This is a genomic window from Escherichia sp. MOD1-EC5495 (assembly GCF_002965965.1).
GTDB lineage: Bacteria > Pseudomonadota > Gammaproteobacteria > Enterobacterales > Enterobacteriaceae > Escherichia > Escherichia ruysiae.
In genome coordinates, this window is the sequence record NZ_PTRI01000037.1 from 1 (window position 1) to 21,728 (window position 21,728).

A 21,728-nucleotide genomic window follows, 5' to 3' on the forward strand; every position below is an offset into this window, starting at 1 on the left:
GACTATCACTTATTTAAGTGATATTGGTTGTCTGGAGATTCAGGGGGCCAGTCTAGGGAGCGTGGGCGGCTAATAATCATGAAGATGTGACCTGGTCGTCCATTGCCGCCGGTTTTAAGGGATTAATTCCTTCAAAAGTAAAATCTCGCCCACAATGTTGTGACGATGACGCGATGATCATTTGCGGGTGCATGGCCCGTCTGAAAAAGAACAACAGCGATTTGCATGATTTATTGGTGGACTATTATGTCGGCGGCATGACTTTTATGGCGCTTGCACGTAAGCATGGGCGATCTGATTGTTGGGTTGGCAGGATGCTCCAGAAAGCTGAGGGCGTAGTGGAGGGTATGCTGATGGTGTTGGATCTCCGATTGGAGATGGATGCTGATTGTTCGAAATAATTAAAGGAAAAGTTGCTGTCTGATTGTCATTAGTCTAACATTTTAAATGTTGGAATCGCAACGTAGTTATTATCATATAACAGCTTGTTTCCTGATTTAGCCAGCCTCCCCAAAGGCTGGTTTTTTCTAATAAGTATCATTTCGGGTAGGGATTTTATTGTTTAACCCATAATAATTCATTGACATTGAATCCCAACTTTTGAGCGGTTCGCACATAGTCTGCTTTTACTTTATCTGGAATAGTTGAGGTCCTTGCCAGAATCCATAGGTATTCTCTGTTCGGACCACTGACAAGAGCATACTTATACTCATCATCCAGTTTGATTACATTATAGCCACCATAGAAGGGGCCAAAAAACGAAACCTTCAACGCTGCAGTTTTAGTATCTCCAGTAAAGTATGCTTTACCTTCGCTCTCGCTCCATTTATTTTTCGTTGGATCGTATCCACGGTTAAGTACACGAATCCCTCCGTCGTTCCGTTTTCCATAAGTAGCGCTGACCTGTTCCAGACCACGTTCGAACCGGTTCTCGAGGCGAGCTATTTCATACCATTTTCCGAGGTAGCGGTTGGCGTCAAAATTTGTAATCGGCTGCACACCTTTAGGTGGTGTCGGGGCCTTACATGCTATAAGAGTGAAAGAGAGCGCAATGCCAGTCAACACAGGCCATAACTTCATAATAAATCCTGTACTTTTGATAGTTGAGAGTAAGTATGAAAGATAGATGATTACGACCGATCACTTAAAGAACTTTCATACTATATTAGGAATAGTCCATAACAGAAAAATTGTCAGTGATGACGCCAGAAAGGCAATTTATTCCGTGCACTACACAGTTTATGTGTTAATGAATTAGTCAAGGGGGAGGATATGATAAAAAAACCTGTGATTGGAATCAGCGGTTGTTTGGCCGGTTCTGCTGTTCGTTTTGATGGTGGTCACAAAAGAGCTGACTTTTTAATGGACAAATTAGTGGAATGGGTAACATTCAGACCAGTATGTCCGGAAATGGCTATAGGGCTGCCAGTTCCGCGTCCTGCTCTACGTCTTGTGCGCTCGACGCAAGGAAATATACGGATGTGTTTCAGCCACGACCAGAATGAGGATGTGACAGAGAGAATGACAGAGTTTAGTCGTTCTTATATGGACAAATTAAAGGATGTATCGGGGTTTGTGGTTTGTGCTAAATCTCCCAGCTGTGGCATGGAGCGCGTGCGTGTCTATGATGAAAATGGTAATCGAGGTCGTAAAGATGGAGTGGGACTATTTACGAGCACTTTGATGGAAAAGTTTTCCTGGCTACCGGTTGAAGAGGATGGGCGATTACATGATCCAGTGCTTCGTGAGAATTTTGTTGAAAGAGTTTTTGCTTTGCATGAGCTCAATCACCTTTACAAGGAGAAATTATCAAGAAGAGAGTTATTGGCTTTTCATAGTCGTTATAAGCTTCAGTTGTTGGCGCATAGTCAGACAGGCTATAAAGATATGGGACCATTTGTGGCTGCAATACACGAGTGGGCGGATCTTGAATCATACTTTGAGGTGTATCGTGATAAGCTGATGGCGATTCTCAGAAAACCTGCATCACGTAAAAATCACACGAATGTGCTGATGCATATACAGGGGTATTTTAGTAACTACTTAAGTACACGCCAGCGTAAAGAGTTGAGCGAGGTTATACTTAACTATCGTTCTGGCACATTACCTCTTCTTGCGCCGTTGACTCTGCTGAAGCATTATCTGGGTGAGTATCCTAATGATTACTTGCTTACACAGAATTACTTCGATCCCTATCCGGACGAACTGGCTCTAAGACTGATGGTAAATTAATTGTATGCGATATCATCCAAAAGGATGAGTTCCTGCATACAGGATATTTACAATCGTAAAAACTACACTATGATACCCAGAGTGTCAGTTTGTATAAAAACTCTGTTTACGCTGAAGAAACCATTGAGATGCAACTTAAATTTGGTAAACATGCCAGTCAAAATATATGATATTATGATTCCACGCAGCTATATATAATATAACAGATTGGTTTAATAATTTGTCTTTGTGAGTTAAATACATAATTTTATACTTGTGATGCAATGAGATTTTCCTTATTGTTGAACTGGCGAATATTGATTTTCCACCTATACTTACCTGGTGTAACCCCAATGATATCAGGTGGATAATATGCCATACATATGTTCTATCATTTTGGTGTTGAACTCGTTTGATGTCCGAATTGGTAAAGAAGATATTTTGTTTAAAAAAGGAAGTGCTGTTCTCATTGATTACAATTTGAAAGATTTTTTTTCATCAAATATAGATCATGTAATGATCGTAGATGTTGAAGAGAAAACAGTTAATGATTTCTTTAAAAGCAACACACTCTCACCTTTTTCTGTAAGAAGGTTTTATCCGGCATACTTGATGGTGGAATGTGAAGATTTTTCATTGTTAAAGAACTTGATTGCATGCTTGAATTGTGATGGCAGAACTGTGGATTTTGTTAGAAATCAAATATCACTTGCATGTCTTGCTATCTTATCTTCAGAGAAAATAGTGCAAAGTTTTTTATTTGGATGTCTTAATAGTTTAGGAAGTAAAGTTAAGGCTATTATTCACACGGATATATCTGCAGCATGGAGACTTTGTGATATATCTTCAAGACTGTATCTGAGTGAAAGTCTGTTAAAAAGAAAATTAAAGCACGAAGGCTTATCATTTAGTAAATTAATTCTTGAAGAGCGAATGGTGATGGCGGAAAGGTTATTAAGCTACAATTTATATTCTGTTGGAAAAGTTGCTGAGATATGCGGTTATGAAAACACGTCATATTTTGTAAGTGTTTTCAGAAGATATTTTGGTGTTCCTCCCCATCAATATTCATCAAGATTTTTTTTAGAAAAAGACATGATGTAACGTGATGCGTTTTAATGATTTTGTAATTTTCGTATTTGATAATTGTATGATGCTTTCAGCTACGTCAGAATAATCGCTGGCGTTTTTCTTTTTGAATAGATGTTCAAGCCTTACGCTAATGTAACTTCTATACCTTTCCTCTTCGTTCCGAACCGTGTACACCATCCGTTATTCGCGGAGGTGAGGCTATGAAATCCATGGACAAGTTAACAACGGGCATTGCCTACGGCACCTCTGCAGGCAGTGCTGGCTACTGGTTTTTACAGTGGCTTGATCAGGTCAGTCCGTCACAGTGGGCGGCGATTGGAGTGCTTGGAAGCCTTGTGTTGGGTTTTCTCACTTATCTGACAAACCTTTATTTCAAGATTAAAGAAGATAAGCGTAAGGCTGCGAGAGGTGAATAATGTCGCCATCATTACGCAAGGCTGTAGCAGCTGCTATTGGTGGTGGGGCTGTTGCCATAGCGTCTGTGCTCATCACTGGTCCGAGTGGTGACGATGGTCTGGAAGGTGTCAGCTACATACCATATAAAGATATCGTTGGCGTATGGACTGTATGTTACGGGCACACCGGAAAAGACATTATGCTCGGTAAAACGTATACCGAAGCAGAATGCAAAACCCTCCTGAATAAAGACCTTGCCACGGTCGCCAGACAAATTAACCCGTACATCAAAGTCGATATACCGGAAACAACGCGCGGTGCTCTTTACTCGTTCGTTTACAACGTGGGTGCTGGAAATTTCAGAACATCGACGCTTCTTCGCAAAATAAACCAGGGCGATATCAAAGGCGTATGTGATCAGCTACGTCGCTGGACATACGCTGGCGGTAAGCAATGGAAAGGCCTGATGACTCGCCGTGAGATTGAGCGTGAAATCTGTTTGTGGGGGCAGAAATGAGCAGAGTAACCGCGATTATCTCCGCTCTGGTTATCTGCATCATCGTCAGCCTGTCATGGGCAGTCAATTATTACCGTGATAACGCCATCTCCTACAAAGACCAGCGCGATAAAGCGAAGGAAAAACTCAGCCAGGCGAACGCCACCATTACTGACATGCAGCAGCGCCAGCGTGATGTTGCTGCACTGGATGAAAAATACACGAAGGAGTTAGCTAATGCGAAAGCTGAAAATGATGCTCTGCGTGATGATGTTGCCGCTGGTCGTCGTCGGTTGCACATCAAAGCAGTCTGTCAGTCAGTGCGTGAAGCCACCACCGCCTCCGGCGTGGATAATGCAGCCTCCCCCCGACTGGCAGACACCGCTGAACGGGATTATTTCACCCTCAGAGAGAGGCTGATCACTATGCAAAAACAACTGGAAGGAACCCAGAAGTATATTAATGAGCAGTGCAGATAGAGCTGCCCATATCGATGGGCAACTCATGCAATTATTGTGAGCAATACACACGCGCTTCCAGCGGAGTATAAATGCCTAAAGTAATAAAACCGAGCAATCCATTTACGAATGTTTGCTGGGTTTCTGTTTTAACAACATTTTCTGCGCCGCCACAAATTTTGGCTGCATCAACAGTTTTCTCCTGTCCAATTCCCGAAACGAAGAAGTGATGGGTGATGGTTTCCTTTGGTGTTACTGCTGTCGGTTTGTTTCCAACAGTAAACGTCTGTTGAGCACATCCTGTAATAAGCATTGCCAGAGCGGCAGAAAACAACATTTTTTTCATCTTATTATCCTGCATTGTTAAAAACGGCAGAATCCTATGTGACAACAATTAAACGATAGTTAAATGGATTGATGAAAATTAAAACTATATAGGTGGATGCTCAGCCTATTGGAGGAGGGGGGCACTCAGAATCCTGTGGAATGAAATAAACCGCTCTTTCTGTCCATTACCCTTTTAGCTGCGCTGTATCGTCGCCGTATTCCTGCATTAACCATGACCGTAGCCCGACGGGGAATTCCTTCTGCGTGAGTGTGTGGGAATAATCAAAAACGATGCACACCGGGTTTTTACCGCGTTTATGATTCGCGGGTTTGTCCCTCATGCTCGCCAGCCCTGTGCGAGGGTGGAAGAAACAGGGCATGTATTCAGGAGCGTGCGACCGTGGTCGCACGGTATCTTTGTCAGGAGGTTTTGATGAAAGAGTCGCATAAATTTAATTCAATAATGGAACGATTCAGTGCTCCTGAGCGAGAGGCTTACAACATGCATTCATTGAGTGCCTGTTGTAATATCGCCAAATATTAATCAGGTGCGCGAGATGTCGGCTAATACTGACCCTGACGAAATGTGGCGCTGCTTTAATCTGAAAGATGGTGCAGACGACCTGTAGTTCGCATCCATTCCTGATTACCCTATTCAAGTTGATGAGACAGAAACATGACAGCAGCTAAAGAGCAGATTGAATATGAGCTAAATGAATTCTTCGCGTCCGCCCTTGGTGATGTGTTTAAAAGTTGCCGACTGGCTGAAAGCGTATCGGATTACCAGATCTCTACTGTTAGTTTTCCAACGGAAAAAAACGCCTGGCTGGAGCTAGGTGAATTACCCGTGATTATCGAGTTGTCTAACGGACGTCGCTTTGAGATTAGTGCGTCTGAATGGTTGCAAATCACACCGCTTTAAATTAAGCCCGCAGCCCACCTTGGCTACTGGCATTCGCTAGTAGCTGGGTCCTTTCCAGCGATCCGGCAGGCTACGGGGCGGAAGGCGCGCGGGTTTTCGCTATTTATGAAAATTTTCCGGTTTAAGGCGTTTCCGTTCTTCTTCGCCGTAACCTAATGTTTTTATTTAAAACACCCTATGAAAAGAAAGGAAACGACAGGTGCTGAAAACGAACTTTTGGGCCTCTGTCGTTTCCTTTCTCTGTTTTGGGCCGTGGAATGAACAATGGAAGTCAACAAAAAGCAGCTGGCTGACATTTTCGGTGCGAGTATCCGTATCATTCAGAACTGGCAGGAACAGGGAATGCCCGTTCTGCGAGGCGGTGGCAAGGGTAATGAGGTGCTTTATGACTCTGCCGCCGTTATAAAATGGTATGCCGAAAGGGATGCTGAAATTGAGAACGAAAAGCTGCGCCGGGAAGTTGAAGAACTGCGGCAGGCCAGCGAGACAGATCTCCAGCCAGGGACTATTGAGTACGAACGTCATCGACTTACGCGTGCGCAGGCCGACGCACAGGAGCTGAAAAATGCCAGAGACTCCGCTGAGGTGGTGGAAACCGCATTCTGTACTTTCGTGCTGTCGCGGATCGCAGGTGAAATTGCCAGTATTCTCGACGGGATCCCCCTGTCGGTGCAGCGGCGTTTTCCTGAACTGGAAAACCGACATGTTGATTTCCTGAAACGGGATATCATCAAAGCCATGAACAAAGCAGCCGCGCTGGATGAACTGATACCGGGGTTGCTGAGTGAATATATCGAACAGTCAGGTTAACAGGCTGCGGCATTTTGTCCGCGCCGGGCTTCGCTCACTGTTCAGGCCGGAGCCACAGACCGCCGTTGAATGGGCGGATGCCAATTACTATCTCCCGAAAGAATCCGCATACCAGGAAGGGCGCTGGGAAACACTGCCCTTTCAGCGGGCCATCATGAATGCGATGGGCAGCGACTACATCCGTGAGGTGAATGTGGTGAAGTCTGCCCGTGTCGGTTATTCCAAAATGCTGTTGGGTGTTTATGCCTACTTCATAGAGCATAAGCAGCGCAACACCCTTATCTGGTTGCCGACGGATGGCGATGCCGAAAACTTCATGAAAACCCACGTTGAGCCGACCATCCGTGATATTCCGTCGCTGCTGGCGCTGGCTCCGTGGTATGGCAAAAAGCACCGGGATAACACGCTCACCATGAAGCGTTTCACCAATGGTCGTGGCTTCTGGTGCCTGGGCGGTAAAGCGGCAAAAAACTACCGTGAAAAGTCAGTGGATGTGGCGGGTTATGATGAACTTGCTGCCTTTGATGATGATATTGAACAGGAAGGCTCTCCGACGTTCCTGGGCGATAAGCGTATTGAAGGCTCGGTCTGGCCAAAGTCCATTCGAGGTTCCACGCCCAAAGTGAGAGGCACCTGCCAGATTGAGCGTGCAGCCAGTGAATCCCCGCATTTTATGCGTTTTCATGTTGCCTGCCCGCACTGCGGGGAGGAGCAGTACCTTAAATTTGGCGATAAAGAGACGCCGTTTGGCCTCAAATGGACGCCGGATGATCCCGCCAGCGTGTTTTATCTCTGCGAGCATAATGCCTGCGTCATCCGTCAGCAGGAGCTGGACTTTACTGATGCCCGTTATATCTGCGAAAAGACCGGGATCTGGACCCGTGATGGCATTCTCTGGTTTTCGTCATCCGGTGAAGAGATTGAGCCGCCGGACAGTGTGACCTTTCACATCTGGACGGCGTACAGCCCGTTCACCACCTGGGTGCAGATTGTCAAAGACTGGATGAAAACGAAAGGGGATACGGGAAAACGTAAAACCTTCGTGAACACCACGCTCGGTGAGACATGGGAAGCGAAAATCGGTGAACGTCCGGATGCCGAGCTGATGGCAGAGCGGAAAGAGCATTATTCAGCGCCCGTTCCTGACCGTGTGGCTTACCTGACCGCCGGTATCGACTCCCAGCTGGATCGCTACGAAATGCGCGTATGGGGATGGGGGCCGGGTGAGGAAAGCTGGCTGATTGACCGGCAGATTATTATGGGCCGCCACGATGATGAACAGACGCTGCTGCGTGTGGATGAGGCCATCAATAAAACCTATACCCGCCGGAATGGTGCAGAAATGTCGGTATCCCGTATCTGCTGGGATACTGGCGGGATTGACCCGACCATTGTGTATGAACGCTCGAAAAAACATGGGCTGTTCCGGGTGATCCCCATTAAAGGGGCATCCGTCTACGGCAAGCCGGTGGCCAGCATGCCACGTAAGCGAAACAAAAACGGGGTTTACCTTACCGAAATCGGTACGGATACCGCGAAAGAGCAGATTTATAACCGCTTCACACTGACGCCGGAAGGGGATGAACCGCTTCCCGGTGCCGTTCACTTCCCGAATAACCCGGATATTTTTGATCTGACCGAAGCGCAGCAGCTGACTGCTGAAGAGCAGGTCGAAAAATGGGTGGATGGCAGGAAAAAAATACTGTGGGACAGCAAAAAGCGACGCAATGAGGCACTCGACTGCTTCGTTTATGCGCTGGCGGCGCTGCGCATCAGTATTTCCCGCTGGCAGCTGGATCTCAGTGCGCTGCTGGCGAGCCTGCAGGAAGAGGATGGTGCAGCAACCAACAAGAAAACACTGGCAGATTACGCCCGTGCCTTATCCGGAGAGGATGAATGACGCGACAGGAAGAACTTGCCGCTGCCCGTGCGGCACTGCATGACCTGATGACAGGTAAACGGGTGGCAACAGTACAGAAAGACGGACGAAGGGTGGAGTTTACGGCCACTTCCGTGTCTGACCTGAAAAAATATATTGCAGAGCTGGAAGTGCAGACCGGCATGACACAGCGACGCAGGGGACCTGCAGGATTTTATGTATGAAAACGCCCACCATTCCCACCCTTCTGGGGCCGGACGGCATGACATCGCTGCGCGAATATGCCGGTTATCACGGCGGTGGCAGCGGATTTGGAGGGCAGTTGCGGGCGTGGAACCCACCGAGTGAAAGTGTGGATGCAGCCCTGCTGCCCAACTTTACCCGTGGCAATGCCCGCGCAGACGATCTGGTACGCAATAACGGCTATGCTGCCAACGCCATCCAGCTGCATCAGGATCATATCGTCGGGTCCTTTTTCCGGCTCAGTCATCGCCCAAGCTGGCGTTATCTGGGCATCGGGGAGGAAGAAGCCCGTGCCTTTTCCCGCGAGGTTGAAGCGGCATGGAAAGAGTTTGCCGAGGATGACTGCTGCTGCATTGACGTTGAGCGAAAACGCACGTTTACCATGATGATTCGGGAAGGTGTGGCCATGCACGCCTTTAACGGTGAACTGTTCGTTCAGGCCACCTGGGATACCAGTTCGTCGCGGCTTTTCCGGACACAGTTCCGGATGGTCAGCCCGAAGCGCATCAGCAATCCGAACAATACCGGCGACAGCCGGAACTGCCGTGCCGGTGTGCAGATTAATGACAGCGGCGCGGCGCTGGGATATTACGTCAGCGAGGACGGGTATCCTGGCTGGATGCCGCAGAAATGGACATGGATACCCCGTGAGTTACCCGGCGGGCGCGCCTCGTTCATTCACGTTTTTGAACCCGTGGAGGACGGGCAGACTCGCGGTGCAAATGTGTTTTACAGCGTGATGGAGCAGATGAAGATGCTCGACACGCTGCAGAACACGCAGCTGCAGAGCGCCATTGTGAAGGCGATGTATGCCGCCACCATCGAGAGTGAGCTGGATACGCAGTCAGCGATGGATTTTATTCTGGGCGCGAACAGTCAGGAGCAGCGGGAAAGGCTGACCGGCTGGATTGGTGAAATTGCCGCGTATTACGCCGCAGCACCGGTCCGGCTTGGAGGCGCAAAAGTGCCGCACCTGATGCCGGGTGACTCACTGAACCTGCAGACGGCTCAGGACACGGATAACGGCTACTCCGTGTTTGAGCAGTCACTGCTGCGCTATATCGCAGCCGGGCTGGGTGTCTCGTATGAGCAGCTTTCCCGGAATTACGCCCAGATGAGCTACTCCACGGCACGGGCCAGCGCGAACGAGTCGTGGGCGCACTTTATGGGACGGCGAAAATTCGTCGCATCCCGTCAGGCGAGCCAGATGTTTCTGTGCTGGCTGGAAGAGGCCATCGTTCGCCGCGTGGTGACGTTACCTTCAAAAGCGCGCTTCAGCTTTCAGGAAGCCCGCAGTGCCTGGGGGAACTGCGACTGGATAGGCTCCGGTCGTATGGCCATCGATGGTCTGAAAGAAGTACAGGAAGCGGTGATGCTGATAGAAGCCGGACTGAGCACCTACGAGAAAGAGTGCGCAAAACGCGGCGACGACTATCAGGAAATTTTTGCCCAGCAGGTCCGTGAAACGATGGAGCGCCGCGCGGCTGGTCTTAAACCGCCCACCTGGGCGGCTGCGGCATTTGAATCCGGGCTGCGACAATCAACAGAGGAGGAGAAGAGTGACAGCAGTGCTGCGTAATCTCCCGCATATTGCCAGCATGGCCTTTAATGAGCCGCTGATGCTTGAACCCGCCTATTCGCGGGTTTTCTTTTGTGCGCTTGCAGGCCAGCTTGGGATCAGCCGCCTGACGGATGCGGTGTCCGGCGACAGCCTGACTGCCGGAGAGGCACCCGCGACGCTGGCGTTAGCCGGTGATGGTGACGGACCACGACAGGCCCGCAGTTATCAGGTCATGAACGGCATCGCCGTGCTGCCGGTGTCCGGTACGCTGGTCAGCCGGACGCGGGCGCTGCAGCCTTATTCGGGGATGACCGGTTACAACGGCATTATCGCCCGTCTGCAACAGGCTGCCAGTGACCCGATGGTGGACGGCATTCTGCTCGATATGGACACGCCCGGCGGAATGGTGGCAGGGGCATTTGACTGCGCTGACATCATCGCCCGTGCGCGTGACATAAAACCTGTATGGGCGCTGGCCAACGACATGAACTGCAGTGCAGGTCAGCTGCTTGCCAGCGCCGCCTCCCGGCGTCTGGTCACGCAGACCGCCCGGACAGGCTCCATCGGCGTCATGATGGCTCACAGTAATTACGGTGCTGCGCTGGAGAAACAGGGCGTGGAAATCACGCTGATTTACAGCGGCAGCCATAAGGTGGATGGCAACCCCTACAGCCATCTTCCGGATGACGTCCGGGAGACACTGCAGTCCCGGATGGACGCAACCCGCCAGATGTTTGCGCAGAAGGTGTCGGCATATACCGGCCTGTCCGTGCAGGCTGTGCTGGATACAGAGGCTGCAGTGTACAGCGGTCAGGAGGCCATTGATGCCGGACTGGCTGATGAACTTGTTAACAGCACCGATGCGATCACCGTCATGCGTGATGCACTGGATGCACGTAAATCCCGTCTCTCAGGAGGGCGAATGACCAAAGAGACTCAATCAACAACTGTTTCAGCCACTGCTTCGCAGGCTGACGTTACTGACGTGGTGCCAGCGACGGAGGGCGAAAACGCCAGCGCGGCGCAACCGGACGTGAACGCGCAGATCACCGCAGCGGTTGCGGCAGAAAACAGCCGCATTATGGGGATCCTCAACTGTGAGGAGGCTCACGGACGCGAAGAACAGGCGCGCGTTCTGGCAGAAACCCCCGGAATGACCGTGGACACGGCCCGCCGCATTCTGGCCGCAGCACCACAGAGTGCACAGGCGCGCAGTGATACTGCGCTGGATCGTCTGATGCAGGGGGCACCGGCACCGCTGGCTGCAGGTAACCCGGCATCTGATGCCGTTAACGATTTGCTGAACACACCAGTGTAAGGGATGTTTATGACGAGCAAAGAAACCTTTACCCATTACCAGCCGCTGGGCAACAGTGACCCGGCTCATACCGCAACCGCGCCCGGCGGATTGAGTGCGACAGCGCCTGCAATGACCCCGCTGATGCTGGACACCTCCACCCGTAAGCTGGTTGCATGGGATGGCACCACCGACGGTGCTGCCGTTGGCATTCTGGCGGTTGCTGCTGACCAGACCAGCAACACGCTGACGTTCTACAAGTCCGGCACGTTCCGTTATGAGGATGTGCTCTGGCCGGAGGCTGCCAGCGACGAGACGAAAAAACGAACCGCGTTTGCCGGAACGGCAATCAGCATCGTTTAACTTTACCCTTCATCACTAAAGGCCGCCTGTGCGGCTTTTTTTACGGGATTTTTTTATGTCGATGTACACAACCGCCCAGCTGCTGGCGGCAAATGAGCAGAAATTTAAGTTTGATCCGCTGTTTCTGCGTCTCTTTTTCCGTGAGAGCTATCCCTTCACCACGGAGAAGGTCTATCTCTCACAAATTCCTGGACTGGTAAACATGGCGCTGTACGTTTCGCCGATTGTTTCCGGTGAGGTTATCCGCTCCCGTGGCGGCTCCACCTCTGAATTTACGCCGGGATATGTCAAACCCAAGCATGAAGTGAATCCGCAGATGACCCTGCGTCGCCTGCCGGATGAAGATCCGCAGAATCTGGCGGACCCGGCTTACCGTCGCCGTCGCATCATCATGCAGAACATGCGTGATGAAGAGCTGGCCATTGCCCAGGTCGAAGAGATGCAGGCAGTTTCTGCCGTGCTTAAAGGCAAATACACCATGACCGGTGAAGCCTTCGATCCGGTTGAGGTGGATATGGGCCGCAGTGCGGCGAATAACATCACGCAGTCCGGCGGCACGGAGTGGAGCAAGCGTGACAAGTCCACGTATGACCCGACCGACGATATCGAAGCCTACGCGCTGAACGCCAGCGGTGTGGTGAATATCATCGTGTTTGATCCGAAAGGCTGGGCGCTGTTCCGTTCCTTCAAAGCCGTCAAGGAGAAGCTGGATACCCGTCGTGGCTCTCATTCCGAGCTGGAGACAGCGGTGAAAGACCTGGGTAAAGCGGTGTCCTATAAGGGGATGTATGGCGATGTGGCCATCGTCGTGTATTCCGGACAGTACGTGGAAAACGGCGTCAAAAAGAACTTCCTGCCGGACAACACGATGGTGCTGGGGAACACTCAGGCACGCGGTCTGCGCACCTATGGCTGCATTCAGGATGCGGACGCACAGCGCGAAGGCATTAACGCCTCTGCCCGTTACCCGAAAAACTGGGTGACCACCGGCGATCCGGCGCGTGAGTTCACCATGATTCAGTCAGCACCGCTGATGCTGCTGGCTGACCCTGATGAGTTCGTGTCCGTACAACTGGCGTAATCATGGCCCTTCGGAGCCATTGTCTCTCTGTGGAGAAGTCCATGACGAAAGATGAACTGATTGCCCGTCTCCGCTCGCTGGGTGAACAACTGAACCGTGATGTCAGCCTGACGGGGACGAAAGAAGAACTGGCGCTCCGTGTGGCAGAGCTGGAAGAGGAGCTTGATGACACGGATGACACTGCCGGTCAGGACACCCCTCTCAGCCCGGAAAATGTGCTGACCGGGCATGAAAATGAGGTGGTATCAGCGCAGCCGGACACCATGATTCAGGATGCGGCTGAACTGGTCACGGTCGTGGCAATGGTGACGCTGCATACTGATGCACTTCACGCCACGCGGGATGAACCTGTGGCATTTGTGCTGCCGGGAACGGCGTTTCGTGTCTCTGCCGGTGTGGCAGCCGAAATGACAGAACGTGGCCTGACCAGAATGCAATAACGGGAGGCGCTGTGGCTGATTTCGATAACCTGTTCGATGCTGCCATTGCCCGCGCCGATGAAACGATACGCGGGTACATGGGAACGTCAGCCACCATTACATCCGGTGAGCAGTCAGGTGCGGTGATACGTGGTGTTTTTGATGACCCTGAAAATATCAGCTATGCCGGACAGGGCGTGCGCGTTGAAGGCTCCAGCCCGTCCCTGTTTGTCCGGACTGATGAGGTGCGGCAGCTGCGGCGTGGAGACACGCTGACCATCGGTGAGGAAAATTTCTGGGTAGATCGGGTTTCGCCGGATGATGGCGGAAGCTGTCATCTCTGGCTTGGACGGGGCGTACCGCCTGCCGTTAACCGTCGCCGCTGAAAGGGGGATGTATGGCCATAAAAGGTCTTGAGCAGGCCGTTGAAAACCTCAGTTGTATCAGCAAAACGGCGGTGCCTGGTGCGTCAGCAATGGCCATTAACCGCGTTGCTTCATCCGCGATATCGCAGTCTGCGTCACAGGTTGCCCGTGAGACAAAGGTACGCCGGAAACTGGTAAAGGAAAGGGCCAGGCTGAAAAGGGCCACGGTTAAAAATCCGCAGGCCAGAATCAAGGTTAACCGGGGGGATTTGCCCGTAATCAAGCTGGGGAATGCGCGGGTTGTCCTGTCCCGCCGCAGGCGTCGTAAAAAGGGGCAGCGTTCATCCCTGAAAGGTGGCGGCAGCGTGCTTGTGGTGGGTAACCGTCGTATTCCCGGCGCGTTTATTCAGCAACTGAAAAATGGCCGGTGGCATGTCATGCAGCGTGTGGCCGGGAAAAACCGTTACCCCATTGATGTGGTGAAAATCCCGATGGCGGTGCCACTGACCACGGCGTTTAAACAGAATATTGAGCGGATACGGCGTGAGCGTCTTCCGAAAGAGCTGGGCTATGCGCTGCAGCATCAACTGAGAATGGTAATAAAGCGATGAAACATACTGAACTCCGTGCAGCCGTACTGGATGCACTGGAGAAGCATGATACAGGGGCGACGCTTTTTGATGGTCGCCCCGCTGTTTTTGATGAGGAAGATTTTCCGGCAATTGCCGTTTATCTCACCGGCGCTGAATACACGGGCGAAGAGCTGGACAGCGATACCTGGCAGGCGGAGCTGCATATTGAAGTTTTCCTGCCTGCTCAGGTGCCGGATTCAGAGCTGGATTCGTGGATGGAGTCCCGGATTTATCCGGTGATGAGCGATATCCCGGCACTGTCAGATTTGATCACCAGTATGGTGGCCAGTGGCTATGACTACCGGCGCGACGATGATGCGGGCCTGTGGAGTTCAGCCGATCTGACTTATGTCATTACCTATGAAATGTGAGGACGCTATGCCTGTACCAAATCCAGTAATGCCGGTGAAAGGTGCCGGGATCACACTGTGGGTTTATAAGGGGAACGGTGACCCTTATGCGAATCCGCTTTCAGACGTTGACTGGTCGCGTCTGGCAAAAGTTAAAGACCTGACGCCCGGCGAACTGACCGCTGAGTCCTATGACGACAGCTATCTCGATGATGAAGATGCAGACTGGACTGCGACCGGGCAGGGGCAGAAATCTGCCGGAGATACCAGCTTCACGCTGGCGTGGATGCCCGGAGAGCAGGGGCAGCAGGCGCTGCTGGCGTGGTTTAATGAAGGCGATACCCGTGCCTATAAAATCCGCTTCCCGAACGGCACGGTCGATGTGTTCCGTGGCTGGGTCAGCAGTATCGGTAAGGCGGTGACGGCGAAGGAAGTGATCACCCGCACGGTGAAAGTCACCAATGTGGGACGTCCGTCGATGGCAGAAGATCGCAGCACGGTAACAGCGGCAACCGGCATGACCGTGACGCCTGCCAGCACCTCGGTGGTGAAAGGGCAGAGCACCACGCTGACCGTGGCCTTCCAGCCGGAGGGCGTAACCGACAAGAGCTTTCGTGCGGTGTCTGCGGATAAAACAAAAGCCACCGTGTCGGTCAGTGGTATGACCATCACCGTGAACGGCGTTGCTGCAGGCAAGGTCAACATTCCGGTTGTATCCGGTAATGGTGAATTTGCTGCGGTTGCAGAAATTACCGTCACCGCCAGTTAATCCGGAGAGTCAGAGATGTTCCTGAAAACCGAATCATTTGAACATAACGGTGTGACCGTCACGCTTTCTGAACTGTCAGCCCTGCAGCGTATTGAGCATCTCGCTCTGATGAAACGGCAGGCAGAACAGGCGGAGTCAGACAGCAACCGGAAGTTTACTGTGGAAGACGCCATCAGAACCGGCGCGTTTCTGGTGGCGATGTCCCTGTGGCATAACCATCCGCAGAAGACGCAGATGCCGTCCATGAATGAAGCCGTTAAACAGATTGAGCAGGAAGTGCTTACCACCTGGCCCACAGAGGCAATTTCTCATGCTGAAAACGTGGTGTACCGGCTGTCCGGTATGTATGAGTTTGTTGTGAATAATGCCCCTGAACAGACAGAGGACGCCGGGCCTGCAGAGCCTGTTTCTGCGGGAAAGTGTTCGACGGTGAGCTGAGTTTTGCCCTGAAACTGGCGCGTGAGATGGGGCGACCCGACTGGCGTGCCATGCTTGCCGGGATGTCATCCACGGAGTATGCCGACTGGCACCGCTTTTACAGTACCCATTATTTTCATGATGTTCTGCTGGATATGCACTTTTCCGGGCTGACGTACACCGTGCTCAGCCTGTTTTTCAGCGATCCGGATATGCATCCGCTGGATTTCAGTTTGCTGAACCGGCGTGAGGCTGACGAAGAGCCTGAAGATGATGTGCTGATGCAGAAAGCGGCAGGGCTTGCCGGAGGTGTCCGCTTTGGCCCGGACGGGAATGAAGTTATCCCTACTTCCCCGGATGTGGCGGACATGACGGAGGATGACGTAATGCTGATAACAGTATCAGAAGGGATCGCAGGAGGAGTCCGGTATGGCTGAACCGGTAGGCGATCTGGTCGTTGATTTGAGTCTGGATGCGGCCAGATTTGACGAGCAGATGGCCAGAGTCAGGCGTCATTTTTCCGGTACGGAAAGTGATGCGAAAAAAACAGCGGCAGTCGTTGAACAGTCGATGAACCGGCAGGCGCTGGCTGCACAGAAAGCGGGAATTTCCGTCGGGCAGTATAAAGCCGCCATGCGTATGCTGCCTGCGCAGTTCACTGACGTGGCCACGCAGCTTGCAGGCGGGCAAAGTCCGTGGCTGATCCTGCTGCAACAGGGGGGTCAGGTGAAGGACTCCTTCGGCGGGATGATCCCCATGTTCCGGGGGCTTGCCGGTGCGATCACCCTGCCGATGGTGGGGGTCACCTCGCTGGCGGTGGCGACCGGTGCGCTGGCGTATGCCTGGTATCAGGGCAACTCAACCCTGTCCGATTTCAACAAAACGCTGGTCCTTTCCGGCAATCAGGCCGGGCTGACGGCAGATCGTATGCTGGTCCTGTCCAGAGCCGGGCAGGCGGCAGGGCTGACGTTTAACCAGACCAGCGAGTCACTCAGCGCACTGGTTAAGGCGGGGGTAAGCGGTGAGGCTCAGATTGCGTCCATCAGCCAGAGTGTGGCGCGTTTCTCCTCTGCATCCGGCGTGGAGGTGGACAAGGTCGCTGAAGCCTTCGGGAAGCTGACCACTGACCCGACGTCGGGGCTGACAGCGATGGCGCGCCAGTTCCATAACGTGACGGCGGAGCAGATTGCGTATGTTGCTCAGTTGCAGCGTTCCGGCGAAGAAGCCGGGGCATTGCAGGCGGCGAACGAGGCCGCGACGAAAGGGTTTGATGACCAGACCCGCCGCCTGAAAGAGAACATGGGCACGCTGGAAACCTGGGCAGACAGGACAGCACGGGCATTCAAATCCATGTGGGATGCGGTGCTGGATATTGGTCGTCCTGATACCGCGCAGGAGATGCTGATTAAGGCAGAGGCCGCGTTTAAGAAAGCGGACGATATCTGGAATCTGCGCAAGGATGATTATTTTGTTAACGATGAAGCGCGGGCGCGTTACTGGGATGATCGTGAAAAGGCCCGTCTTGCGCTTGAAGCCGCCCGAAAGAAGGCTGAGCAGCAGAGTCAACAGGACAAAAATGCGCAGCAGCAGAGCGATACCGAAGCGTCACGGCTGAAATATACCGAAGAGGCGCAGAAGGCTTACGAACGCCTGCAGACGCCGCTGGAGAAATATACCGCCCGTCAGGAAGAACTGAATAAGGCACTGAAAGACGGGAAAATCCTGCAGGCAGATTACAACACGCTGATGGCGGCGGCGAAAAAGGATTATGAAGCGACGCTGAAAAAGCCGAAGCAGTCCGGCGTGAAGGTGTCTGCGGGCGATCGTCAGGAAGACAGTGCTCATGCTGCCCTGCTGACGCTTCAGGCAGAACTCCGGACACTGGAGAAGCATGCCGGAGCGAATGAGAAAATCAGCCAGCAGCGCCGGGATTTATGGAAGGCAGAAAGTCAGTTCGCGGTACTGGAGGAGACAGCGCAACGTCGCCAGCTGTCTGCACAGGAGAAATCCCTGCTGGCGCATAAAGACGAGACGCTGGAGTACAAACGCCAGCTGGCTGCACTTGGTGACAAGGTTACGTATCAGGAGCGCCTGAACGCGCTGGCGCAGCAGGCGGATAAATTCGCACAGCAGCAACGGGCAAAACGGGTAGCCATTGAGGCGAAAAACCGGGGGCTGACTGACCGGCAGGCAGCGCGGGAAGCCACAGAACAGCGCCTGAAGGAACAGTATGGCGATAATCCTCTGGCGCTGAATAATGTCATGTCAGAGCAGAAAAAGACCTGGGCAGCTGAAGACCAGCTTCGCGGGAGCTGGATGGCAGCCCTGAAGTCCGGCTGGAGTGAGTGGGAAGAGAGCGCCACGGACAGTATGTCGCAGGTAAAAAGTGCAGCCACGCAGACCTTTGATGGTATTGCGCAAAATATGGCGGCGATGCTGACCGGCAGTGAACAGAACTGGCGTAGCTTCACCCGATCCGTGCTGTCCATGATGACAGAAATTCTGCTTAAGCAGGCAATGGTGGGGATTGTCGGGAGTATCGGCAGCGCCATTGGCGGTGCTACCGGTGGCGGGGCATCAGCGTCAGGTGGTACAGCCATTCAGGCCGCTGCTGCGAAACTCCATTTTGCGACCGGGGGATTTACGGGAACCGGTGGCAAATATGAACCTGCCGGGATTGTTCACCGTGGTGAATTTGTCTTCACGAAGGAGGCAACCAGCCGGATTGGCGTGGGGAATCTCTACCGGCTGATGCGCGGCTATGCCACCGGCGGTTATGTCGGTACACCGGGCAGCATGGCGGACAGTCGGTCGCAGGCGTCCGGGAAGTTTGAGCAGAATAACCATGTGGTGATTAACAACGACGGCACGAACGGTCAGATAGGGCCACAGGCGCTGAAGGCGGTTTATGACGTAGCCCGTAAGGCGGCAATGGATGTTGTGACCGGGCAGATGCGTGATGGTGGTCTGTTCTCTGGAGGTGGACGATGAAAACCTTCCGCTGGAAAGTGAAACCGGGTATGGATGTGGCTTCGACTCCTTCCGTCAGGGAGGTGCGCTTTGGTGATGGTTACTCCCAGCGCGCGCCTGCCGGGCTGAATGCCAACCTGAAAACGTACAGCGTGACGATTTCTGTCCCCCGTTGGGAGGCCACGGCGCTGGAATCGTTTCTGGCAGAGCACGGAGGCTGGAAAGCCTTTCTGTGGACGCCGCCTTATGACTGGCGGCAGATAAAGGTGATCTGCGCAAAATGGACGTCGCGGGTCAGTATGCTGCGTGTTGAGTTCAGCGCAGAGTTTAAACAGGTGGTGAACTGATGCAGGATATCCGGCAGGAAACACTGAATGAATGCACCCGTGCGGAGCAGTCGGCCAGCGTGGTGCTCTGGGAAATCGATCTGACAGAGGTCGGTGGTGAACGTTATTTTTTCTGTAATGAGCAGAACGAAAAAGGTGAGCCGGTTACCTGGCAGGGGCGGCAGTATCTGGCGTATCCCATTCAGGGGAGTGGTTTTGAACTGAATGGCAAAGGCACCAGTACGCGCCCCACGCTGGCAGTCTCTAACCTGTACGGCATGGTCACCGGGATGGCGGAAGATCTGCAGAGTCTGGTCGGCGGAACGGTGGTCAGGCGTAAGGTTTACGCCCGTTTTCTGGATGCGGTGAACTTCGTCAACGGAAACAGTGATGCCGATCCGGAGCAGGAGGTGATCAGCCGCTGGCGCATCGAGCAGTGCAGCGAACTGAGCGCGGTCAGTGCCTCCTTTGTGTTGTCCACACCAACGGAAACGGATGGTGCTGTTTTTCCGGGGCGCATCATGCTGGCCAACACCTGCACCTGGACCTATCGCGGTGATGAGTGCGGTTATAACGGTCCGGCTGTCGCTGATGAATATGACCAGCCGACGTCCGATATCACGAAGGATAAATGCAGCAAATGCCTGAGTGGCTGTAAGTTTCGCAATAACGTCGGCAACTTTGGCGGCTTCCTTTCCATTAACAAACTTTCGCAGTAAATCCCATGACAGAGACAGAATCAGCGATTCTGGCGCACGCCCGGCGATGTGCGCCAGCGGAGTCGTGCGGCTTCGTGGTGAGAACGCCGGAGGGAGACAGATATCTTCCCTGCGTAAATATCTCTGGTGAGCCGGAGGAGTATTTCCGGATGTCGCCGGAGGACTGGTTGCGGGCAGAAATGCAGGGTGAGATTGTGGCGCTGGTGCACAGCCATCCCGGTGGTCTGCTCTGGCTGAGTGAGGCCGACCGGCGACTGCAGGTGCAGAGTGATTTGCCGTGGTGGCTGGTCTGCCGGGGGGCGATTCATAAGTTCCGCTGTGTGCCGCATCTCACCGGGCGGCGCTTTGAGCACGGGGTGACGGACTGTTACACGCTGTTCCGGGATGCTTATCATCTGGCGGGGATTGAGATGCCGGATTTTCATCGCGAGGATGACTGGTGGCGTAACGGTCAGAATCTCTATCTGGATAATCTGGAGGCCACAGGGCTGTATCAGGTGCCGTTGTCATCAGCACAACCGGGCGATGTGCTGCTGTGCTGTTTTGGTTCATCGGTGCCGAATCATGCCGCCATTTACTGTGGTGACGGCGAGCTGCTGCACCATATTCCTGAACAACTGAGTAAACGAGAGAGGTATACCGACAAATGGCAGCGACGCACACACTCCCTCTGGCGTCACCGGGCATGGCGCGCATCTGCCTTTACGGGGATTTACAACGATTTGGCCGCCGCATCGACCTTCGTGTGAAAACGGGGGCTGAAGCCATCCGGGCACTGGCCACACAGCTCCCGGCGTTTCGTCAGAAACTGAGCGACGGCTGGTATCAGGTACGGATTGCCGGGCGGGATGTCAGCACGTCCGGGTTAACGGCGCAGTTACATGAGACTCTGCCTGATGGCGCTGTGATTCATATTGTTCCCAGAGTCGCCGGGGCCAAGTCAGGTGGTGTATTCCAGATTGTCCTGGGAGCAGCCGCCATTGCCGGATCATTCTTTACCGCCGGAGCCACCCTTGCAGCATGGGGGGCTGCCATTGGTGCCGGTGGTATGACCGGCATTCTGTTTTCTCTCGGTGCCAGTATGGTGCTCGGCGGTGTGGCTCAGATGCTGGCACCGAAAGCCAGAACTCCCCGCACACAGACAACGGATAACGGTAAGCAGAACACCTATTTCTCCTCACTGGATAACATGGTTGCCCAGGGCAATGTCCTGCCTGTTCTGTACGGTGAAATGCGCGTGGGGTCACGTGTGGCATCTCAGGAGATCAGCACGGCAGATGAAGGGGACGGTGGTCAGGTTGTGGTGATTGGTCGATGATGCAAAATATTTTATGTGAAACCGCCTGCGGGCGGTTTTGTCGTTTATGGAGCATGACGAATGGGTAAAGGCAGCAGTAAGGGGCATACCCCGCGCGAAGCGAAGGACAACCTGAAATCCACGCAATTACTGAGTGTGATCGATGCCATCAGCGAAGAGCCGGTTGAAGGTCCGGTGGATGGATTAAAAAGCGTGCTGCTGAACAGTACACCGGTGCTGGACAGTGAGGGGAATACCAATATCTCCGGTGTTACGGTGGTGTTCCGGGCAGGTGAGCAGGAGCAGACACCGCCGGAGGGATTTGAAT

At 52.9% G+C, this 21,728-nt stretch carries 28 protein-coding genes and 1 pseudogene; 27 read left to right on the forward strand and 2 right to left on the reverse strand.

Annotated features, from left to right (window positions below; all coding sequences use genetic code 11):
- Positions 1–56: 56 nt before the first annotated feature.
- Positions 57–401: pseudogene (locus BEG40_RS20770) on the forward strand (antiterminator Q family protein); the annotation flags it as partial.
- A gap of 154 nt (positions 402–555) precedes the next feature.
- Here BEG40_RS20770 and BEG40_RS20775 read toward each other — a convergent pair.
- Positions 556–1,080, reverse strand: a complete 525-nt coding sequence (locus BEG40_RS20775) for a lipocalin family protein (protein ID WP_000780582.1) — start codon at positions 1,078–1,080, stop codon at positions 556–558.
- Positions 1,081–1,272: 192 nt separating this feature from the next.
- Between BEG40_RS20775 and BEG40_RS20780 the strand changes: the two genes are divergently transcribed.
- From BEG40_RS20780 to BEG40_RS22410, 5 genes are all read left to right on the forward strand, one after another.
- Complete coding sequence (locus BEG40_RS20780) at positions 1,273–2,232, forward strand: YbgA family protein (RefSeq protein WP_000592547.1); 960 nt, start codon at positions 1,273–1,275, stop codon at positions 2,230–2,232.
- Between the two features lie 351 nt (positions 2,233–2,583).
- A complete protein-coding gene (locus tag BEG40_RS20790; protein WP_001146308.1) occupies positions 2,584–3,315 on the forward strand; it encodes a helix-turn-helix domain-containing protein in 732 nt (243 codons plus the stop codon).
- Positions 3,316–3,503: 188 nt separating this feature from the next.
- A complete protein-coding gene (locus tag BEG40_RS20795) occupies positions 3,504–3,719 on the forward strand; it encodes a class II holin family protein (RefSeq protein WP_000839583.1) in 216 nt (71 codons plus the stop codon).
- The gene (gene rrrD / locus BEG40_RS20800; RefSeq protein WP_021550628.1) at positions 3,719–4,216 is read left to right on the forward strand and encodes a lysozyme RrrD; all 498 of its coding nucleotides are present in this window, start codon (positions 3,719–3,721) and stop codon (positions 4,214–4,216) included. The genes BEG40_RS20795 and rrrD overlap by 1 nt, the downstream gene beginning before the upstream one ends.
- On the forward strand, positions 4,213–4,674 hold the full coding sequence (locus tag BEG40_RS22410) for a lysis protein (RefSeq protein ID WP_010354578.1): 462 nt from the start codon (positions 4,213–4,215) through the stop codon (positions 4,672–4,674). The genes rrrD and BEG40_RS22410 overlap by 4 nt, the downstream gene beginning before the upstream one ends.
- 31 nt (positions 4,675–4,705) lie before the next feature.
- Here the strand turns inward: BEG40_RS22410 and iss are convergent, their stop codons facing one another.
- Positions 4,706–4,999: an increased serum survival lipoprotein Iss gene (gene iss, locus BEG40_RS20810; RefSeq protein ID WP_000738423.1), complete on the reverse strand. Its 294-nt coding sequence runs from the start codon at positions 4,997–4,999 to the stop codon at positions 4,706–4,708.
- A gap of 657 nt (positions 5,000–5,656) precedes the next feature.
- On the opposite strand from iss, the gene BEG40_RS20815 reads away from it, so the two are divergent.
- From BEG40_RS20815 to BEG40_RS20915, 21 genes are all read left to right on the forward strand, one after another.
- A complete protein-coding gene (locus BEG40_RS20815) occupies positions 5,657–5,902 on the forward strand; it encodes a hypothetical protein (protein WP_000122986.1) in 246 nt (81 codons plus the stop codon).
- 264 nt (positions 5,903–6,166) lie between these two features.
- A complete protein-coding gene (locus BEG40_RS20820) occupies positions 6,167–6,712 on the forward strand; it encodes a DNA-packaging protein (protein ID WP_105286044.1) in 546 nt (181 codons plus the stop codon).
- Positions 6,687–8,612: a phage terminase large subunit family protein gene (locus BEG40_RS20825; protein WP_042013698.1), complete on the forward strand. Its 1,926-nt coding sequence runs from the start codon at positions 6,687–6,689 to the stop codon at positions 8,610–8,612. Before BEG40_RS20820 ends, BEG40_RS20825 begins: the two co-directional genes overlap by 26 nt.
- Positions 8,609–8,815 (forward strand): phage head-tail joining protein, encoded by a 207-nt coding sequence (locus tag BEG40_RS20830; protein ID WP_000198149.1) that lies wholly within the window; start codon positions 8,609–8,611, stop codon positions 8,813–8,815. The genes BEG40_RS20825 and BEG40_RS20830 overlap by 4 nt, the downstream gene beginning before the upstream one ends.
- A complete protein-coding gene (locus tag BEG40_RS20835; RefSeq protein WP_105286045.1) occupies positions 8,812–10,413 on the forward strand; it encodes a phage portal protein in 1,602 nt (533 codons plus the stop codon). The genes BEG40_RS20830 and BEG40_RS20835 overlap by 4 nt, the downstream gene beginning before the upstream one ends.
- Positions 10,394–11,713, forward strand: a complete 1,320-nt coding sequence (locus BEG40_RS20840; protein ID WP_105286046.1) for a S49 family peptidase — start codon at positions 10,394–10,396, stop codon at positions 11,711–11,713. The genes BEG40_RS20835 and BEG40_RS20840 overlap by 20 nt, the downstream gene beginning before the upstream one ends.
- A gap of 9 nt (positions 11,714–11,722) precedes the next feature.
- Positions 11,723–12,055, forward strand: coding sequence for a head decoration protein (locus tag BEG40_RS20845; RefSeq protein WP_021544893.1), 333 nt, complete (start codon positions 11,723–11,725; stop codon positions 12,053–12,055).
- A gap of 55 nt (positions 12,056–12,110) precedes the next feature.
- Positions 12,111–13,136 carry a major capsid protein gene (locus BEG40_RS20850; protein WP_000063252.1) on the forward strand — a complete coding sequence of 342 codons (1,026 nt, stop codon included), beginning with the start codon at positions 12,111–12,113 and terminating at the stop codon, positions 13,134–13,136.
- A gap of 41 nt (positions 13,137–13,177) precedes the next feature.
- Entirely contained in the window at positions 13,178–13,576 is a 399-nt protein-coding gene (locus tag BEG40_RS20855) for a DNA-packaging protein FI (RefSeq protein ID WP_105286047.1), read from the forward strand.
- Between the two features lie 11 nt (positions 13,577–13,587).
- Positions 13,588–13,941, forward strand: a complete 354-nt coding sequence (locus BEG40_RS20860) for a head-tail joining protein (RefSeq protein WP_000752979.1) — start codon at positions 13,588–13,590, stop codon at positions 13,939–13,941.
- An 11-nt stretch (positions 13,942–13,952) separates the two neighbouring features.
- A complete protein-coding gene (locus tag BEG40_RS20865; RefSeq protein ID WP_105286048.1) occupies positions 13,953–14,531 on the forward strand; it encodes a phage tail protein in 579 nt (192 codons plus the stop codon).
- Complete coding sequence (locus BEG40_RS20870) at positions 14,528–14,923, forward strand: phage minor tail U family protein (RefSeq protein WP_000683145.1); 396 nt, start codon at positions 14,528–14,530, stop codon at positions 14,921–14,923. The genes BEG40_RS20865 and BEG40_RS20870 overlap by 4 nt, the downstream gene beginning before the upstream one ends.
- 7 nt (positions 14,924–14,930) lie before the next feature.
- Positions 14,931–15,671 (forward strand): phage tail protein, encoded by a 741-nt coding sequence (locus tag BEG40_RS20875; RefSeq protein ID WP_105286053.1) that lies wholly within the window; start codon positions 14,931–14,933, stop codon positions 15,669–15,671.
- 15 nt (positions 15,672–15,686) lie between these two features.
- Positions 15,687–16,109, forward strand: a complete 423-nt coding sequence (gene gpG, locus BEG40_RS20880; RefSeq protein ID WP_000479153.1) for a phage tail assembly chaperone G — start codon at positions 15,687–15,689, stop codon at positions 16,107–16,109.
- A complete protein-coding gene (locus BEG40_RS20885) occupies positions 16,091–16,525 on the forward strand; it encodes a phage tail assembly protein T (protein WP_105286049.1) in 435 nt (144 codons plus the stop codon). The genes gpG and BEG40_RS20885 overlap by 19 nt, the downstream gene beginning before the upstream one ends.
- Entirely contained in the window at positions 16,518–19,079 is a 2,562-nt protein-coding gene (locus BEG40_RS20890) for a phage tail tape measure protein (protein WP_105286050.1), read from the forward strand. Before BEG40_RS20885 ends, BEG40_RS20890 begins: the two co-directional genes overlap by 8 nt.
- Complete coding sequence (locus BEG40_RS20895; RefSeq protein WP_019842037.1) at positions 19,076–19,405, forward strand: phage tail protein; 330 nt, start codon at positions 19,076–19,078, stop codon at positions 19,403–19,405. Before BEG40_RS20890 ends, BEG40_RS20895 begins: the two co-directional genes overlap by 4 nt.
- Complete coding sequence (locus tag BEG40_RS20900; RefSeq protein ID WP_001152511.1) at positions 19,405–20,103, forward strand: phage minor tail protein L; 699 nt, start codon at positions 19,405–19,407, stop codon at positions 20,101–20,103. The genes BEG40_RS20895 and BEG40_RS20900 overlap by 1 nt, the downstream gene beginning before the upstream one ends.
- Positions 20,104–20,108: 5 nt before the next feature.
- Entirely contained in the window at positions 20,109–20,852 is a 744-nt protein-coding gene (locus BEG40_RS20905; RefSeq protein WP_105286051.1) for a C40 family peptidase, read from the forward strand.
- The gene (locus tag BEG40_RS20910) at positions 20,849–21,421 is read left to right on the forward strand and encodes a tail assembly protein (protein WP_000847665.1); all 573 of its coding nucleotides are present in this window, start codon (positions 20,849–20,851) and stop codon (positions 21,419–21,421) included. Before BEG40_RS20905 ends, BEG40_RS20910 begins: the two co-directional genes overlap by 4 nt.
- Before the next feature lie 60 nt (positions 21,422–21,481).
- A partial coding sequence (locus BEG40_RS20915) for a hypothetical protein (RefSeq protein ID WP_105286052.1) occupies positions 21,482–21,728 on the forward strand: 247 nt, incomplete at its 3' end.

Coding starts and splice junctions, on each gene's coding strand:
- BEG40_RS20775 (WP_000780582.1), bottom strand. CDS start 1,080: ATGAAGTTATGGCCTGTGTTGACTGGCATTGCGCTCTCTTTCACTCTT.
- BEG40_RS20780 (WP_000592547.1), top strand. CDS start 1,273: ATGATAAAAAAACCTGTGATTGGAATCAGCGGTTGTTTGGCCGGTTCT.
- BEG40_RS20790 (WP_001146308.1), top strand. CDS start 2,584: ATGCCATACATATGTTCTATCATTTTGGTGTTGAACTCGTTTGATGTC.
- BEG40_RS20795 (WP_000839583.1), top strand. CDS start 3,504: ATGAAATCCATGGACAAGTTAACAACGGGCATTGCCTACGGCACCTCT.
- rrrD (WP_021550628.1), top strand. CDS start 3,719: ATGTCGCCATCATTACGCAAGGCTGTAGCAGCTGCTATTGGTGGTGGG.
- BEG40_RS22410 (WP_010354578.1), top strand. CDS start 4,213: ATGAGCAGAGTAACCGCGATTATCTCCGCTCTGGTTATCTGCATCATC.
- iss (WP_000738423.1), bottom strand. CDS start 4,999: ATGAAAAAAATGTTGTTTTCTGCCGCTCTGGCAATGCTTATTACAGGA.
- BEG40_RS20815 (WP_000122986.1), top strand. CDS start 5,657: ATGACAGCAGCTAAAGAGCAGATTGAATATGAGCTAAATGAATTCTTC.
- BEG40_RS20820 (WP_105286044.1), top strand. CDS start 6,167: ATGGAAGTCAACAAAAAGCAGCTGGCTGACATTTTCGGTGCGAGTATC.
- BEG40_RS20830 (WP_000198149.1), top strand. CDS start 8,609: ATGACGCGACAGGAAGAACTTGCCGCTGCCCGTGCGGCACTGCATGAC.
- BEG40_RS20835 (WP_105286045.1), top strand. CDS start 8,812: ATGAAAACGCCCACCATTCCCACCCTTCTGGGGCCGGACGGCATGACA.
- BEG40_RS20845 (WP_021544893.1), top strand. CDS start 11,723: ATGACGAGCAAAGAAACCTTTACCCATTACCAGCCGCTGGGCAACAGT.
- BEG40_RS20850 (WP_000063252.1), top strand. CDS start 12,111: ATGTCGATGTACACAACCGCCCAGCTGCTGGCGGCAAATGAGCAGAAA.
- BEG40_RS20855 (WP_105286047.1), top strand. CDS start 13,178: ATGACGAAAGATGAACTGATTGCCCGTCTCCGCTCGCTGGGTGAACAA.
- BEG40_RS20865 (WP_105286048.1), top strand. CDS start 13,953: ATGGCCATAAAAGGTCTTGAGCAGGCCGTTGAAAACCTCAGTTGTATC.
- BEG40_RS20870 (WP_000683145.1), top strand. CDS start 14,528: ATGAAACATACTGAACTCCGTGCAGCCGTACTGGATGCACTGGAGAAG.
- BEG40_RS20875 (WP_105286053.1), top strand. CDS start 14,931: ATGCCTGTACCAAATCCAGTAATGCCGGTGAAAGGTGCCGGGATCACA.
- gpG (WP_000479153.1), top strand. CDS start 15,687: ATGTTCCTGAAAACCGAATCATTTGAACATAACGGTGTGACCGTCACG.
- BEG40_RS20890 (WP_105286050.1), top strand. CDS start 16,518: ATGGCTGAACCGGTAGGCGATCTGGTCGTTGATTTGAGTCTGGATGCG.
- BEG40_RS20895 (WP_019842037.1), top strand. CDS start 19,076: ATGAAAACCTTCCGCTGGAAAGTGAAACCGGGTATGGATGTGGCTTCG.
- BEG40_RS20900 (WP_001152511.1), top strand. CDS start 19,405: ATGCAGGATATCCGGCAGGAAACACTGAATGAATGCACCCGTGCGGAG.
- BEG40_RS20905 (WP_105286051.1), top strand. CDS start 20,109: ATGACAGAGACAGAATCAGCGATTCTGGCGCACGCCCGGCGATGTGCG.